Origin of the sequence: Geothermobacter hydrogeniphilus (assembly GCF_002898515.1) — a bacterium.
In the GTDB taxonomy this organism is placed as follows: Bacteria; Desulfobacterota; Desulfuromonadia; order Desulfuromonadales; family Geothermobacteraceae; genus Geothermobacter_A.
On sequence record NZ_PPFX01000008.1, the window covers coordinates 39,335 to 55,033 of the forward strand.

General features: G+C 56.6%; 15 protein-coding genes. All 15 read left to right on the forward strand.

Annotated features, from left to right (window positions below; genetic code table 11):
• Positions 1-14: 14 nt before the first annotated feature.
• A complete protein-coding gene (locus C2E25_RS17455) occupies positions 15-782 on the forward strand; it encodes a hypothetical protein (protein WP_158247132.1) in 768 nt (255 codons plus the stop codon).
• Between the two features lie 124 nt (positions 783-906).
• A complete protein-coding gene (locus tag C2E25_RS05295; protein ID WP_158247133.1) occupies positions 907-1,890 on the forward strand; it encodes a cytochrome c3 family protein in 984 nt (327 codons plus the stop codon).
• 359 nt (positions 1,891-2,249) lie between these two features.
• Positions 2,250-3,461: a type II secretion system F family protein gene (locus C2E25_RS05300; protein WP_103114741.1), complete on the forward strand. Its 1,212-nt coding sequence runs from the start codon at positions 2,250-2,252 to the stop codon at positions 3,459-3,461.
• 11 nt (positions 3,462-3,472) lie between these two features.
• A complete protein-coding gene (locus C2E25_RS05305; RefSeq protein ID WP_103114742.1) occupies positions 3,473-5,191 on the forward strand; it encodes a GspE/PulE family protein in 1,719 nt (572 codons plus the stop codon).
• Between the two features lie 3 nt (positions 5,192-5,194).
• Positions 5,195-6,115 carry a type IV pilus biogenesis protein PilM gene (gene pilM, locus C2E25_RS05310; RefSeq protein ID WP_103114743.1) on the forward strand — a complete coding sequence of 307 codons (921 nt, stop codon included), beginning with the start codon at positions 5,195-5,197 and terminating at the stop codon, positions 6,113-6,115.
• Positions 6,116-6,122: 7 nt separating this feature from the next.
• Complete coding sequence (locus tag C2E25_RS05315) at positions 6,123-6,680, forward strand: PilN domain-containing protein (protein ID WP_103114744.1); 558 nt, start codon at positions 6,123-6,125, stop codon at positions 6,678-6,680.
• Positions 6,677-7,249, forward strand: a complete 573-nt coding sequence (locus tag C2E25_RS05320) for a type 4a pilus biogenesis protein PilO (RefSeq protein WP_103114745.1) — start codon at positions 6,677-6,679, stop codon at positions 7,247-7,249. Before C2E25_RS05315 ends, C2E25_RS05320 begins: the two co-directional genes overlap by 4 nt.
• Positions 7,246-7,944, forward strand: a complete 699-nt coding sequence (locus tag C2E25_RS05325) for a hypothetical protein (RefSeq protein WP_103114746.1) — start codon at positions 7,246-7,248, stop codon at positions 7,942-7,944. Before C2E25_RS05320 ends, C2E25_RS05325 begins: the two co-directional genes overlap by 4 nt.
• A gap of 77 nt (positions 7,945-8,021) precedes the next feature.
• Positions 8,022-10,553: a secretin N-terminal domain-containing protein gene (locus C2E25_RS05330; protein ID WP_158247134.1), complete on the forward strand. Its 2,532-nt coding sequence runs from the start codon at positions 8,022-8,024 to the stop codon at positions 10,551-10,553.
• Positions 10,554-11,039, forward strand: a complete 486-nt coding sequence (locus tag C2E25_RS05335; RefSeq protein WP_233189346.1) for a type II secretion system protein — start codon at positions 10,554-10,556, stop codon at positions 11,037-11,039.
• Between the two features lie 6 nt (positions 11,040-11,045).
• Positions 11,046-11,444, forward strand: a complete 399-nt coding sequence (locus C2E25_RS05340; protein WP_103114748.1) for a type IV pilin protein — start codon at positions 11,046-11,048, stop codon at positions 11,442-11,444.
• A gap of 8 nt (positions 11,445-11,452) precedes the next feature.
• On the forward strand, positions 11,453-12,118 hold the full coding sequence (gene ftsE, locus C2E25_RS05345; RefSeq protein WP_103114749.1) for a cell division ATP-binding protein FtsE: 666 nt from the start codon (positions 11,453-11,455) through the stop codon (positions 12,116-12,118).
• Positions 12,119-12,286: 168 nt separating this feature from the next.
• Entirely contained in the window at positions 12,287-13,180 is an 894-nt protein-coding gene (ftsX, locus tag C2E25_RS05350; protein WP_103114750.1) for a permease-like cell division protein FtsX, read from the forward strand.
• 8 nt (positions 13,181-13,188) lie between these two features.
• Positions 13,189-14,334, forward strand: coding sequence for a murein hydrolase activator EnvC family protein (locus C2E25_RS05355; RefSeq protein ID WP_158247135.1), 1,146 nt, complete (start codon positions 13,189-13,191; stop codon positions 14,332-14,334).
• Positions 14,335-14,360: 26 nt separating this feature from the next.
• The gene (locus C2E25_RS05360; protein ID WP_103114752.1) at positions 14,361-15,674 is read left to right on the forward strand and encodes a S41 family peptidase; all 1,314 of its coding nucleotides are present in this window, start codon (positions 14,361-14,363) and stop codon (positions 15,672-15,674) included.
• Positions 15,675-15,699 lie beyond the last annotated feature (25 nt).

Sequence of the window (15,699 nt, forward strand, 5' to 3'; positions counted from 1 at the left end):
TGGAGACGAGTCGTATGTCAAAATATTTTTTCCTGTTCATATTCGCCTCATTGCTCTTTTCGGGCGGACAGATTTTTGCCGCCGGTCCGGGACCCAAGGATCTGGGCTTCAATAACGGTAACAATTCCAATCCACATAACCTCTCTTCCCTCAGCAGCAGTAACATCCATGCGGCCGCCGGCGGAGAAGATCGTATCTGTGTTTTCTGCCATACCCCGCATGGCGGCGACCCCCAGACGCCTCTGTGGAACCGCCCCGATCTGGCGCTGCCCGATTCTTCATACCCGCTTTATGGCGGCGTTGTTGAAATCAAAACGATCGGCGCCGCGAAATATACCAATACGGATGCCAGTATTCAGTATCCGAACGGAGCATCCCGCATGTGTCTTTCCTGCCACGATGGTGTGACCGCCATCGGAGAGGTGATCAGTGGTGAAATCATTGATTCTTCCATGACCATGTCGGCTTCGGGAACGATTGATCTGGCGAAATCCCATCCGATCTCCTTTGTTTACAATGCGACCGTTATGGGGCTTATCAACGGTCGCAAAACGAGTACCGAGTACCAGATGCCGCCGATCGACAGTCAGGCGCCGCGGGACAGCCTCGAACGGATGCAATGCACAACCTGTCACGATCCTCACGTCAATACGCGCGGTGTCGGCTATTCGTTGCCTTTCTGGCGCAATTACACCGGAGTTGAGGCCACCGACTATTCAACGACCTGTGATGCCTGCCATGTTGCGCCGCCGAACAACACCGGCACGCAGCATAACCTTTAAAAACGATGTGAATGTCATGAGATACCTTCTTCTCTGCTTCGTTTTTCTGATTTCCGTATCCACCTCCTGGGCTGCTTTATCTCGTGGCGGCAAGCTTCAAGGCGCGCACGGAGACAGGCAGGCCTTGCCGAAAACATGTCGCGCCTGTCATCGGGGGATGAATATGTCGATTTCCGGGGAGGAGGGCAGTTGCCTTTCCTGTCATGGGTCGACTGTCAACCGGACGGCCATGCAGGAGCGCGGGTATCTCGGCAAGCAAGCGGGGGGGCTGAAGAACATCGAGGCCGAGCTTGTCAAGCCCTATCGCCACCCGGTCCTCGATGTAAAGGGGGTCCACCGCCAGGGGGAGGCCCTGCCCGAAGAAATTGTCAATGCCACCCGGCATTCTGAGTGTGTTGATTGTCATGACCCCCATCTGGTCAGTGCCGAAGCTCCATTCAGGGGGTTGAAGGGTCGCCGGGTGGGGAATTTCATTGCTGACATCAAGGATGAATATGAACTCTGCTACCGGTGCCATTCCAGTAGCGCCAATCTTCCCGTGGACTCAACGGATAAACATCTCGAGTTCAAGGTGACCAATCGGTCTTTTCATCCGGTTGAGGGTGAGGGGCGGAACAAGTATGTGATCAGCCTGCTTGAGCCTTATAACGAAACGCAGGAGCGTCCGGGTGACATTTCGATGCTGAGCTGCAGTTCCTGTCATGGAAGTGACGAGGTCGATGGGCCCCGGGGGCCGCACGGGTCACGTTTCCGAGGGCTGTTGAAATACAATTACGAGATGGATGACGGGCGCAATGAGAGCTATTACGCTTATCAGCTCTGCTACACCTGTCATGATCGCAACAGTATCCTTGGAGATGAGAGTTTCTCCCTGCACAGTCTGCATATTCTGGGTGACCGCTCCCGTGGCGAAGCGGGCACGTCCTGTTTTACCTGTCACGATGCCCATGGCAGCCAGCAGAATCAGTACCTGATCCGGTTCAACGAGGATGTGGTACGGCCGGCCGCAAACGGCAGACTCGAATACAAGGCCCAGGGAGTCGCGTCCCGCCATGGCAGCTGTACCCTGAGTTGCCACGGTGTTGAGCACGATGCCTTGAGCTACTGAAGTCCGGATCGGTGACTGTCCCACGAGGAAGGCAATATCAGGACCGGATGAACTGAAACGTATTAAGGCCGACAGTCTTCTGTCGGCCTTTTTGCCTGGACGTTTCCACTTCGGTCTATTTCTTCGACCCCGTCCGAAGTGCAACCTGAATCCGTGAGTTCATTGCTGGCGGATAACACAAGCCATTGTCCTGTCTGCGGTTTCCAAAAATCACCGGTGAACCTATGGGGGCACCTCGGATTTTTGGAAACCGTTTTCAGGACAGGCACTTGCATTCTCCATCCGGCATAAACTCCCTGATTCAGGTGTTAAGCTTTTTCGTGAAAACAGCCCTGTTTTTATGGTATCTTAAGACGATTATGCCTTCCTTTGTCTGTAAAATAGGCACCTCTGACGGACGTGTGGTTGAGCGGGAGTTCGAGTCCGGCAGTCGCGAGTTGTTGCGTGAACACCTGCGTGAGCAGGGGTTTTATGTTTTCGAGATCCGTCGCCGGTATTTTCAGGGGCTTGCGCAGTCTGTCGGTACCCGCGGTGGCTGGAGCAGCCGACGTTTTCTCTCCTTCAACCAGGAACTGATGGTTCTGCTCAAGGCCGGATTGCCGATTCTGCAGATCCTTGACACCTTGCTCGACCGTCAGGAGAGCGGGGGGATGCATGAGGTGCTCAACGCGATACGCGAGGACATCAGGGGAGGCGCATCGCTCTCTGAGGCGCTGGGGAAATTCCCCCGCGCGTTTCCCCATCTTTACATCGCCTCGGTCAAGGCGGGGGAACGGACCGGTGAGTTGCCGGTGACCATCGGTCGTTATATCGAATATCAGAAACGCCTTGAAATGATGAAAGCCAAGGTTAAAAATGCCTCCTTTTATCCCATGCTGCTGGTTATCGCCGTGGTGCTGGTGGTTTTTTTTCTGATGCTTTTTGTTGTCCCGCGTTTCAGCCAGATTTATGCTGATGCCAACGTTCAATTGCCGTTGATGACGCGCATCGTGATCGGCATCGCCAACGGGTTGACAGAATTCCTGCCGTTACTGATTGCCGCCGTGGTTGTGCTGGGCATCCTGCTGCGAACCTTCCTGGCTTCGGACAAGGGAGCGTTCTGGTTTGACGGCTTCAAGTTGAAACTGCCTTTTTTCGGCCCCATGCTGGGTGAATATGCTCTGCTCAGTTTCTGTCGTACTCTCGGGACCACCCTGCTCAGCGGGATTCCTGTCATCCAGTCGCTGCAGATGGCGCGCGGGACCCTTAACAACCGGGCGCTGGAGCGGGAAATTGTTCTGGCGACGCGACGTGTTGAAGAGGGAATGGGGCTCTCGGAGAGCTTTGAGCGGGCCGGCTTTTTCCCCAATATTGCCCTGCGGATGATCTCCGTCGGTGAAGCCGGGGGATCCCTGCCTGAAATGCTGGCCGATGTTGCCGAATACTATGAGAGTGAGGTCGAGCGACGCCTGGATCGATTGACGACCCTGATTGAACCGTTGATGATGGCGGGCATGGGGCTGATTATCGGCGGCATTGTCGTCTCGATGTATTTCCCGATCTTTCAGCTTGCGGGGACAGTCGGCGGATGAGCGGGACGGTGATGAAATTCGAACGCAAGAAGCTGGGTGACATTCTGGTTGAAATGGGTTCCATCGCTCCGGCCCAGGTGAAGCTGATCCTGGAGAAGATGGCCGCCGTCGGTGGCCGTTTCGGCCAGACCGGGGTCAACGAAGGGCTCTTTAACGAGGATGAACTGGCTCAGGCTCTCGCCCTGCAGTTCAACCTCGAGTATCTCGATTTGAAGGAGTTTCAGCCCGATCCCGAACTGCTGGCGGAAATGCCGGCGGGATTGCCGCTGCGTTATCATTTCCTGCCGGTTAAACGGGATGACCATGGCCTGGTGGTGGCGATGGCCGATCCTTCGGATGTCACGACTTTTGATGATCTGGAACTGCTGCTCAATACCCCGTTGACGCTGATGGTTGCGGCAGCCAGCCGCATTGACCTGCTGCTGGAGCAGGGCGGTGGATCGCAGCAGATGCTGCAGGATGTCTCCGAGGATTTCAAGCTGCACCTGGTCAAGGAGACCGAAAAGGGAGAAGAGATTCTCTCTATCGAAAAGCTGACCGAAGATACCAGCCCGATTATCCGGTTGATTGATTCAACGCTTTACGACGCCCTGCAGAAGCGCGCCTCGGATATCCATATCGAAACCAATATGGATGGGGTGGTCATCAAGTATCGTGTTGACGGTGTCCTGTTCCGGGCCACCGAACCGCTCGATACCCGTTTCCAGGGGCCGATCATTTCCCGCATCAAAGTCATGAGTGAGCTTGATATCTCTGAACGGCGCATCCCCCAGGATGGCCGTTTCAAGGTGCGGATGGCAGGAAAATCGATTGATTTCCGGGTTTCGATCATGCCGAGTGTTTTCGGCGAGGACGCGGTTATCCGTATTCTCGACAAGGAGAGCATCGCCAAGGACCTCAAGGGACTGACCCTGGACGTTCTCGGTTTCTCCGAGCGGGAATTGAAACGATTGCGCAGGATGATTCGCGAACCTTACGGCATGGTGCTGGTTACCGGACCGACCGGTTCCGGGAAAACCACCTCTCTCTATGCCGCCCTGAGTGAGATTTTCAACGAAGAAGAAAAGATTATTACGATTGAGGATCCGGTTGAGTATCAACTCAAGGGGATTGTCCAGATTCCTGTCAATGAAAAGAAGGGGCTGACTTTCGCCCGCGGATTGCGCTCGATTCTGCGTCACGATCCGGACAAGATCATGGTCGGCGAGATCCGCGATCCTGAAACCGCCCAGATTGCTGTACAGTCGGCCCTGACTGGACACCTCGTCTTTACCACGGTGCATGCCAACAATGTTTTCGATGTTCTCGGCCGGTTTCTGCACATGGGCATCGACGCTTACAACTTTGTCTCCTGTTTAAATTGCGTGGCAGCGCAGCGCCTGGTGAGAAAACTCTGTATTCACTGCCGGCGTCCGGTGACCTATGATCGCGACACCCTGCGCGAGGCCGGTCTCGCCCCGGAGAAATATGCCGGACACACATTCTATGAGCCCGAGGGTTGCAGCGAGTGCAATGGAACCGGATATCATGGCCGCAGCGCCATCGTTGAACTGCTTGATCTCAATGACGATCTACGGGAAATGATTGTCAATAAAACTCCGGTCAGCAAACTCAAACAGGCGGCTCGTGCTGCCGGAACCCAATTTCTGCGCCAGGCCGCCCTGGAAAAACTGGTTTCCGGTTCAACCAGTTTGGCTGAGATCAATCGCGTGACCTTCGTGGAGGGATAGTTGATGGGCCTGTTTCAACGTACCTATTTGGGGCTCGATATCCGTCCCGACGAATTGCGCCTGGTGTCTATGCAGCGCCGGGGAAAACAGCGGCATCTGGTCACCGGTCGTCTGCTCGGCCTGGATGATGGATTGTTGTCCGTGGGAACCCGGGAGCCGAATATCGCCGATCTCGATCTGTTCGTGGAACGCTTGCGGGAGATTCTCGATCCCGTCTCCGGTAAGGAAGAGCGGGTTTCTGTAGGGCTTCCCGATGCCGCCGGGAGACAGTTGGTTACAGAGGTGGAAACGATCTTCAAGTCACGGCAGGAAGGCTGTGAAATCCTGCGTTGGCAGCTCAAGGCGAGTCTTCCGGCCGAACCCCAGGATGTCCATCTGGATTATCAGCTTCTCGAACAACAGGAGTCGGGCCGTCATCGCCTGCTGGTGGCGGTTATCGCCCGTGCCGTTGTCGAGCAGTACGAAGAGGCGTTTGACAAGGCGGGGTACCAGGCCGCCTGGTTGGATTTTCACAGCGCCAACCTGTACAACTGGTATCGGCAGGCGGTTGATATGGGTGATGAATTTGTCCTGATCGGTTGTGATGGCGACGCCCTCAGTTTTCGCTACCAGGCTGATGGACGCGTGGTTTTTCAGCGCAGCCGGGTTGCCGGAATGTCAGCCGAGAAAATATTTCAGGAGGTCAACCGCTCTCTCGCGGGCGCCCGGGAGATGCATCCGGAAATCAATCGCGCCCGGGTTTATCTGCACAACGACTGGCAAGATGCCGGTTCCCTGGTCGCGGCGCTGGAGACGGTTTTTGAAAAGGAAGTTGTTTCCGTCACCCCCCGCTTCGATCATTTCGGCGCTGTTGACCTCGGAGTCCCCGAATGGCGCGCCCGCGGACTTGCCGGAGCGGCAGGTGCCGCCGAACGGATGATGTGAACCGTCTATGAGACCGACCATCAACCTTGCCACTCATGGCCATCTGAATCGACGGGCGCTGTATGCCGGCTATGTTTGTCTCTGTGCCGTACTGCTGCTGGGTCTTGGCGTTCAACTGGCCGACTGGCGGGCCAGTGCCCGTCAGTCGCGTCTTCTGCAGCAACGGATTGGTGAGTTGGAGAGCCAACTCGGCATCAACGCTGATTCGACCCCGATCAATGATGCTGAATTCTCTGCCCAATTGAAAGAAATTCGCTTTTCCAACCAGATTATTGCCCGCGACAGCTACCGCTGGAGCCTGCTTCTTTCCCGACTGGAAGAGGTTTTGCCGGCCAAGGTTCGCATCACCTCGATTCGCCCACAGTTCAAGGATGGTACCATTTTGCTCAGGGGAGAGGCTCGCAAGGTGGAGGATTTGCAGGAATTTCTTGATCGCCTGCAGAAATCGGCCGCCTTCAGAGATGTGTTGCTGCTTGATCAGGCCCTCAAGGCTGCCGGTCGGGAAATGCCCGGCAGCCAGGGTGTGATGACCTTCGGGATCAAGGTTCGCAGGGGGAAGGTATGAAGCAGATACTGGCCCGTCTGCGGGCGATCTGGTGTTTCAATCGTCTCTGGCCGCTTCTGGTGCTGGCACTGCTGGTCCTCGACCTGCTGCTGTATGGTTTCATCAATCTTCGGGTTTCCCCCGACCTGGAGCGGAAGGAACGTACCTTCATAGAGCTGCAGGCCAGGGCACGCAGGGCGCAGAAATTAAGTGTGGCCAACCAGTCCCCCCGACAGGCCTTTCTCAAGGCCCGGCGTGATCTGGAAAAATTCAAGCAACGGATTCCCGGTCGGGATGGGCTCAGCGCGCTGGTTGGTGAGATCTATGGTTTTGCCCGCGATACCGGCCTGGATATCAAGGCGATCAACTACCAGCCGAAAAAGAGCAAGGGACATGATCTGCTGGAATACCCCCTGACCTTTTCCATCAGCGGGGAGTACCGACAGGTGAAAGAGTTTATTTCCCTCATCGAGCAGTCTCCGCGGTTGATCGCCATTGACAACCTCAGTCTTGACAGTGACGGCAAGGATGCGGGCAGCGTGAAGCTCAGTATTCGTATGACCACCTATTTTCGTCTGGAGCCGGCATGAAGCGTCAGCATCTGCTCATCGTGCTGGCTCTCGGGCTGGTGGCTGCCATCGGCTATGGGATCTGGTACGACCCCTATGATCAGGTCGCCGGTGAACGGGTCGCGATCCGCTCCCGCGGACAGAGTCGACCGACGCTCGTCCACAAGCCCGGTCCTCACGAAGTGGCCCTGCGGCTGGAACTGCTGGAACGGCAGGAGAATGACTTCAGCGGCGTAAAACGGGATATTTTCCATTTCTATGTTCCGCCACCGCCACCGCCAGCGCCGCCACCACCGCCGCCACCTGCACCGGTGGTTAAACAGCCCCTGCCTTCGCCGCCGCCGGAGGTCAGGGTTGCGCCGCCACCGATGCCGCCCGCGACCCGGTTCACGTTTCTGGGGTTGTTTGTCAAGGAGGCCCGGCAGTCTGTTTTTCTCGCCGCCGGTGATGAACTGTTCATTGTCAGTGAGGGGACGCGTTTCGGCAAGGAAAACCAGTTCCAGGTGGAGGAGATGAACGCGGATGAAATCATCATTCGCCAGCAGGGACGATCAGCCTTGATCCGGGTGGATCTGAAGGATGCCGAGGACAGCCCGTCCTCGCTTCCCGGAACGGTCGCGCAACCGGGAACGACATCGGATGAACCGATGCCCCAGCACCCGGTTCCACCCATTCGGCGTCCCCAACTTAAATCGTTCAAGCGCTACCAGCCTTGACCGCAAGGGTGCCAGAGAGATTCGCCGGATTGTATCTCCGGCTGGACCGGGGAAGACATTGACCTATGAGGTTTTGCATGAAGCAGACATGGAAGCAGCTTGTACTATGGGGGAGCCTGTTGCTGTTGCTCACCGGGTGTGCCGCGCAGAAGGCATTTGAATCGGGCGAGGAATTGGTGCGTCAGGCACGCTACGATGAGGCGGTGCTCAAGTACAGCGAAGCGTTGCGTGAGAATCCGGACAGTCAGGAATACCGGATGAAACTGTTCGACGCGCGTTCCCGGGCGGCTCTCGATCATCTCAACAAGGCGCGGAAATACCGCAGTGAGCAGCAATACCCGCAGGCGGTCAGCGAATATCTGCAGGCCAGCTCTCTCGATCCCAGCCTGGAAACCGCAGACCAGGAGATGCGTCAGGTGCAGGAAATCCTCCATGCCGATGAACTGGTCAGCGAGGCTGAAGAATTCTACAAGCAGCGACGCTTCAACCAGGCGGCCAACAGCCTCGACCAGGCTCTGTTGCTGGTTCCCGACCATGCACATGCCCTGCAGCTGCAGGCCAAGATCCGACGGGTCGGCCTGACTCTGATCGACGGGGTTGAACTTGATGTCACGTCGACCCAGCCGATCACCCTGAAGTTCAAGAATGCCAAGGTCAAGGATGTTTTTAAAATCCTGTCCAAACTGTCGGGAATCAATTTTATTTTTGATGAAGATGTCGAACGGCAGCAGGTCACGGTTTTTCTCGAAGATGCGACCTTCGCTCAGGCTCTGGAACTGCTGTTGAAAATGAACAAACTGGAGAAACGGGTTCTCAATCCGAAGACCGTGATTCTCTACCCCAAGACCAAGGAGAAGGAAAAACAGTACCAGGATCTGATTATCCAGACCTTTTACCTGTCGAATATCGATGCCAAAAAAGCGGTCAACATGTTGCGCACCATGCTGCAGTTGCGCAAGATCTATGTCAATGAACAGCTCAACGCCCTGGTGATTAGGGACAAACCGCAGGTTATCAAGCTGGCGGAACAGATTCTCAAGGCGGCTGACCGGGCCGAGGCCGAGGTTGTTTTTGACCTTGAACTGGTCGGAGTGAGCAAGACCGATCTGGAAAAAATCGGCGTCAGTCTGTCCGCCTATTCCGCGGGGCTGGGTTTTTCCAAAAAGGGTTCAGGAAAAATTGTCGACAGTACCCTGGGAAGTTCGACGGACAACCTGGTCAGCAGCCTGGGCAATCTTGAGACCTTTTATACATTGCCGAGCGCCACTTTCGATTTTGCCAAGAGCCTGACGTCGGCCGAGGTTCTGGCCAACCCGAAGTTGCGCGTCAAGAACAAGGAAAAGGCCAAGATTCATGTCGGGACGCGTGAACCGATCATCACCGTAACAACCTCCGACAACAATACCCGTTCGGACAATATTCAGTACGTTGATGTCGGGGTGAAGCTCAATGTCGAACCGGATATCCAGCTGGATAACACCGTGGTGACAAAACTCGACCTGGAAGTGTCAAGCGTCATCGGTGAATTCACCACGGAGAGCGGTACCAGGGCGCTGACCATCCAGACCACGACTGCGCAGACGGCCATCACCCTGAAAGATGGAGAAAGAACGATTCTGGGAGGACTGCTGGAAGATCGTTCTTCCAAACAAAAGGACACCATCCCCTGGTTGGGCGATATCCCGTTGCTCGGTTCCCTCGTGTCAGGACACGACAACAGTGTGCAGAAACGGGAGATCCTGCTTTCCATTACCCCCCACATCGTCAAGAATCTCGACCTGCCGAAAGCGGACGTGTCGAGTATCTGGTCGGGCTCTGAAGATACCTTCCAGGTTGGACCGAGCTTCCAGTCCTTCGCCAAGGACTTCGATGCTCAGCAGAAACTTCCCCGGCCGCAGAATGTTCCGGCCGTGATCCCGCATGAGGCGATGCCTGCGATGGAACTGAAGCTGGGGGATCAGGGGATTTCTCCCCAGGCCCGCGAGTTGCTCGAAGATAAGACGGTGGAAACGGACAAAGCCGTCCCCGCGGTCACCCCTGCCCGGAACGAAGTTCCCTCTGCACCGTCAACGCCTGCGGATGGGGCTCCCGAAGAAGCCGACGCACCCGGTATCCAGGCCGCTCCCCAGGCTGCCCCGGCCGACGAAAAGGGCCCGGTTGACAGTGTGCCGCAATTGAATATTCCCATTCCGGACGTTGTCAGTCGGGCCTATTTCCAGGGGCCGAAGCTGATCGATGTCGGCCGGGAGTTCACCCTCACGGTGCGTGTCGACGGGGTTGAAGACCTGTACAGCGCGCCGATGTTCGTTTCTTTCGATCATCAATTGCTGCAGTTCGTGCGTGCCACGGAAGGAAGCTTCCTGCGTTCCGGCGGCACCGCCACGGTTTTCACCACCAGCCCCAACCAGGCCCGGGGACAGATCATCGTCGGCTACAAACAGGGCGCCGGAGGCCAGGGTGTTTCCGGTGACGGTGTTCTCTATCAGCTGGTTTTCCGCGCCCTCAAGCCCGGCACGGCCAAGGTCAACCTGCAACGGATCAATTTTCGTGATCCGGCCGGTCATCGTCTGAAGGTCACTGCCGAAGGAACCCTGGTGGAGGTTCGTTAATTGGGTCGTCGGTACCGGGTTGGACAAAAGGGACTTTCCCTGATTGAGCTGATCGTCACCATGGCGATTCTGGCCGTTCTGGCTTCGGCGGTATTGCCGATGGCCGAAGTTACGGTGAAGCGGACCCGGGAAATTGAGTTGCAGCGCAGCCTGAGAATAGTGCGCCACGCCATCGATGCCTACAAGGCCGATTTCGACAGGGCGGTGGCCGAGAAGAAAATTATTGTTTCGATCAACGACACCGGGTACCCGGAAGGTCTTGAGGTTCTGCTCGAAGGAAAGGACTGGGGAGGGCTCTACCCCTTCAAGAAACGTTACCTTCGTCGTATCCCCAAGGATCCTTTCGACCGTTACAATGAAGGATGGGGTCTGCGTTCGCTGGAAGACGATCCCGATTCGACGGTCTGGGGCGGTGACAATGTGTATGATATCTATTCGCAGAGTGATGCCATCGGGCTGGACGGCACCCCCTACAACACCTGGTAAAGAAACATGCAGCGATTGAAACGACAGCGCGGTTTCACCCTGATCGAACTTTTGATCGTCATGTCGATCATCGGTATTCTTGCAGCGATCTCGGTGCCGAGTTACAAGCAGAGTACGGTTAAAGCGCGGGAAACGGTCCTGATGGAAGATCTCTACCAGATGCGACATGCCATCGACGCCTTCTTTGCCGACCACAATCGTTACCCCGAATCTCTCGACGAGTTGGTAACGTCAAAGTACCTGCGCGGGGTGCCGCGTGATCCCTTCACCGGTGCCGGCGACAGCTGGGAGGTTCTGCCGCCCGAGCCGACGGATGACGGGGAATTGGCAGAAGGGGGGATCTATGATGTCAAGAGCGGTTCCGACAAGGTGGGCCTTAACGGTATCCCCTACAGTGACTGGTAGGGGGCGGGATGATTCAGGTCTATAATCTCAACAAGAGTTACCAGAAGGACTCCTCGGCTGTCAGGGATCTGACCCTGAAGGTCGCCAAGGGTGAATTTGTCTACATCACCGGCCCCTCGGGGGCCGGCAAATCAACGCTTCTCAAATTGTTGTTCGCGGCCGAAAAGCCTTCCCGGGGACAGATCCTTATCAACGGTCAGAATCTAACCCGCATGAACGGCAAAAAAATTGCCCTGATGCGACGGCGCCTGGGTGTTGTGTTCCAGGATTTCAAGCTGATCAACAGCCGCAGCGTGTTTGAGAATGTCGCCTTTCCTCTTGAAATCCAGGGGAAAAAACGTTACGAGGTCAGCAACAAGGTCTACCAGGTGCTGAAGCTCGTCGGCCTTGAGCACAAGATCAAGCGTTATCCGCTGGAACTCTCAGGCGGAGAACAGCAGCGGATCGCCATTGCCAGGGCGCTGGTCATTGACCCCCTGGTGCTGATTGCCGATGAACCGACCGGCAATCTCGATCCGGACAATACCTGTGAGGTCATGGAACTGTTCAAAGGCGCCAATGCCCGCGGAACAACGGTCCTGCTGGCGACCCACGACCGGGACATCATCCGCCGGTTTCCGCGCCGGGTTCTGACTCTTGATCAGGGACGTCTGGTCCGTGACCTGACGCCCTAGGCAGGCTGAGCAAAAACGCCCATCTGCTGCGTTGCCCTTTCCCCGCGTCAACGACGTACCTTCCGGTACGCCTTATGCCGTGGGGCTGCGGGCGCCTCGCATCTGGACATTTTTGCTCAGCCTGGGGAACAGAACTTTTTTAACACCCTGCTAGCGATTTCGGCTGCCATGCGAAGAGTTATCTATTTTCTGCTCCGGGCGCTGCGCAATATGCGACAGAGCCCTTTTCTCTGCAGTGCCGCCATCAGTACGGTGACAGTTGCGCTGGTGATCCTGGCTTTTTTTGCCCTGATTGTCATCAACGTGCAGCAGCTGACCCGCCATTGGAGTCGCGACGTTCAGGTGGTGGCCTACTTCGATCATCCCCCGGCCAGCCCTGTTCTCGACCGTCAGTTGAGCCGGATCCGCCAGTATCCCGAGGTTGAAAGCGTGGCCTATATCAGTCCTCGGCAGGCGTTCAAACGGTTTCAGGTCCGCCTGGGAGATGATGCTGATCTGCTTCAGGGGATGGCGAACGACTTTCTCCCGGCGGCACTTGAAGTCCGGTTGACAGAAAAATATCGCAACAGTGCCGGGGTTCAGCGGGTGGTGGAACGCCTGCGTCGCAATAAATCCTTCGCCGACCTGCGTTACGGTCAGGAATGGCTGGAGCGATTCGAGGCATTTCTCGGACTGCTGCGGACAGCCGGCCTGGTGTTGGGCGGATTCCTGCTGTTTGCCGCCCTCTTCATTGTCTCCAACACGATCAAGCTGACTCTCTACGCCCGTCGTGAAGAGCTTGAAGTCATGGCCCTGGTCGGCGGGACGCCGGCATTTATCAAGGCTCCCTTCCTGCTTGAAGGCGCCCTGCAGGGCGCCCTTGGCGGCCTTTTCGCCCTGTTGACCAGCTTTCTCTTTTTCTCGATGGTTCTCAAGGAGGATCTCGGCCGGCTGCTGCTGGCCAGCGGCCTGGGAAAAATCAGTTTCCTGCCGCCGCACTGGCAAATATTGATCGTTCTTCTCGGCTGCCTGCTCGGCCTGTTCGGCAGTCTCTTTTCCCTGCGCAAGTTCGTACGTATCTGATGGTGGCATTGCGTTTCCTACTGACCGGACTGTTTCTGCTGCTGTTTTTTTCGGCCCCCGTCTCGGGGGGAGAAAAACTGGATGATACCCGTCGCGATCTGCAGCAGTTGCAGCAGCGGATCAAAACCACCAACCGGCAGTTGGCAGCCAAGCAGGCGGCGGCCCGTAAACTGGTCAGCCGGCTCCATCGGGGCGATGCGCAGTTGCGCGCTGCCCGACAGCATTTACAACAGGCTCGACGGCAACTTGTCCTGTTGAATAAAAAGGTTGCTGATCAGCAGGCCGCTGTCAACAAGGCGCGGAAAAATCAGCGGGCCCTTGAAGGGCAGGTCAGGGAACGGCTCAGGGTACTCTACAAGGGCGGCGACATCCGCCTGGTCAAGGTCCTCTTTTCCGCCCGGTCCCCGGCCGCCATGGCCGAGGAATACCATTTTCTGCAGCGCATGGTGCGGCATGACCGGGAGTTGCTCGATGATTACCGTCGCCAGGTGCGACTGACAGAAACCGAACTGCGGTGTCTGGCTGAACTGCAGCAGGACCAGCAGCGCGCTCTCGACACACGGCGTGAACGGGAAAAAAAACTTCGGCAGGCCCAGCGTAATCGACAGCAGTTGCTGGCCAGGGTGCGACACGATGAAGAGGCCCTGGCGGTGCTGCTGCATGAGCTGGAAGAGAAAGCTGCGCGTCTCTCTGCTCTGGTCAAAAACCTGGAACAGGACACCGTTGTTACGTCTGCCGGTACGAAAACCGGCTTTGCCGGTCAGCGAGGACGTCTTCCCTGGCCGGTTCGGGGCCCCGTGAGGATAGGTTTCGGTACCGGTCGTCATCCTGAACTCGGCACCCGTTATGACAGCCATGGAATCGAGATCGGGATCAACGGAGAGACGCCGATCAAGGCGGTGTGGGACGGTTCCGTCATTTTTGCCAAACCGTTTCGCGGCTATGGTAATCTGCTCATCATTGATCACGGTGACGGCTATTATTCCCTTTATGCGCAGGCCAGTCGACTGCTTCGCAAGGCGGGAGATCGGGTCGAAAGAGGGGAAGCCATCGCTGTATCGGGCTTTGAGGGGTCGGATGTGGTCTATTTTGAAATTCGCAAAGGTGGAACCCCACAGGACCCGCTGCGCTGGCTGACGCGCCGGCGTCGTTGAAAATCCGGGGAACTCAGGAGGGCGTTATGCGTCGCTTTAGAAAAATCCGTTTGCTGGCCATCTTGTTGACCGGAGTGTTGCTCTGCGGCCTCTGGTTGGCGCCGAATTCGGGTGCCGAGGACGATGGTGAGGAGAACCCCTATCGTCAATTGCAACTCTTTACCGATGTTCTGACCATTGTCCGCAAAAGCTATGTTGAAGAGGTCGATCTGAAAAAATTGATCTACGGTGCCATCAACGGCATGCTTGAATCCCTCGATCCCCATTCCGGATTCATGCCGCCGGAGGTTTACCGGGAGATGCGCATTGACACCAAGGGTGAATTCGGAGGGCTTGGCATCGAGATCACCATGCGTGACGGTCAACTGATCATTGTATCTCCGATCGAGGATACCCCGGCTTTCCGGGCCGGGTTGCAGCCCGGTGACCAGATTGTCAAGATCGAGGACCGTTACACCAAGAGCCTGAGCCTGATGGAAGCGGTCAAGATGATGCGTGGTCCGGCAGGCAGCGAAATCAATATCACCGTTATGCGTGACAGTTTCGACATGCCGAGGAAATTCACCCTGGTCCGGGAAGTTATCCGCATCCATTCCGTAAAGTCCAGAATGCTGGATGGACAGATCGGATATGCCAGGCTGACCCAGTTTCAGGAAAAGACCGGCAATGAACTGCACCAGGCCCTGGCCGCGCTGAAAAAAGAGAGCGGCGACGCCGGTCTTGGAGGGTTGATCCTCGATTTGCGCAACAACCCGGGAGGATTGCTGGATCAAGCCGTTGCCGTCTCCGATACGTTCCTTTCCTCCGGTCTGATCGTGTATACCGAGGGGCGTGAACTGGAAAGCCAGATGACCTTCTCGGCGCATGCCGAAGGGACCGAGCCGAACTATCCCATGGTGGTGCTCATCGACGGCGGCAGCGCCAGCGCTTCGGAAATCGTGGCCGGGGCTCTGCAGGATCATCACCGGGCCCTGGTTCTCGGAACCCGCAGCTTCGGCAAGGGTTCTGTGCAGACCATTCTCCCGCTTGCCGACGGTGCGGGGTTGCGCCTGACCACCGCGCGTTACTTTACCCCCAGCGGGACATCCATTCAGGCTCGGGGGATTACCCCTGATATCGAAGTTCATCCGCTGCTGGCAAAAGAAAGTGAGGAGGAACAGCATTTCAGTGAAAAAGATCTCGCCCATCATTTCGCCACGCCACCCGCTGCCGGAGACAGTGAAAAGGCTCCTGTGAAATCACGCCTGAGCAAGGAGGACCGCAGTGATTACCAATTGATGCGGGCTCTGGATCTGCTCAAGGGGATGAAGATCTTTCAAGGAGAGAAACAGGCGGCCTGAAAGGGTTCCTGATTCAGGAGATTGA

Bases quoted from the DNA above. Each gene is read 5' to 3' on its own strand.
- C2E25_RS17455 (WP_158247132.1), top strand. From the start codon at position 15: ATGTCAAAATATTTTTTCCTGTTCATATTCGCCTCATTGCTCTTTTCG.
- C2E25_RS05300 (WP_103114741.1), top strand. From the start codon at position 2,250: ATGCCTTCCTTTGTCTGTAAAATAGGCACCTCTGACGGACGTGTGGTT.
- C2E25_RS05305 (WP_103114742.1), top strand. From the start codon at position 3,473: ATGAAATTCGAACGCAAGAAGCTGGGTGACATTCTGGTTGAAATGGGT.
- pilM (WP_103114743.1), top strand. From the start codon at position 5,195: ATGGGCCTGTTTCAACGTACCTATTTGGGGCTCGATATCCGTCCCGAC.
- C2E25_RS05315 (WP_103114744.1), top strand. From the start codon at position 6,123: ATGAGACCGACCATCAACCTTGCCACTCATGGCCATCTGAATCGACGG.
- C2E25_RS05320 (WP_103114745.1), top strand. From the start codon at position 6,677: ATGAAGCAGATACTGGCCCGTCTGCGGGCGATCTGGTGTTTCAATCGT.
- C2E25_RS05325 (WP_103114746.1), top strand. From the start codon at position 7,246: ATGAAGCGTCAGCATCTGCTCATCGTGCTGGCTCTCGGGCTGGTGGCT.
- C2E25_RS05330 (WP_158247134.1), top strand. From the start codon at position 8,022: ATGAAGCAGACATGGAAGCAGCTTGTACTATGGGGGAGCCTGTTGCTG.
- C2E25_RS05340 (WP_103114748.1), top strand. From the start codon at position 11,046: ATGCAGCGATTGAAACGACAGCGCGGTTTCACCCTGATCGAACTTTTG.
- ftsE (WP_103114749.1), top strand. From the start codon at position 11,453: ATGATTCAGGTCTATAATCTCAACAAGAGTTACCAGAAGGACTCCTCG.
- ftsX (WP_103114750.1), top strand. From the start codon at position 12,287: ATGCGAAGAGTTATCTATTTTCTGCTCCGGGCGCTGCGCAATATGCGA.
- C2E25_RS05360 (WP_103114752.1), top strand. From the start codon at position 14,361: ATGCGTCGCTTTAGAAAAATCCGTTTGCTGGCCATCTTGTTGACCGGA.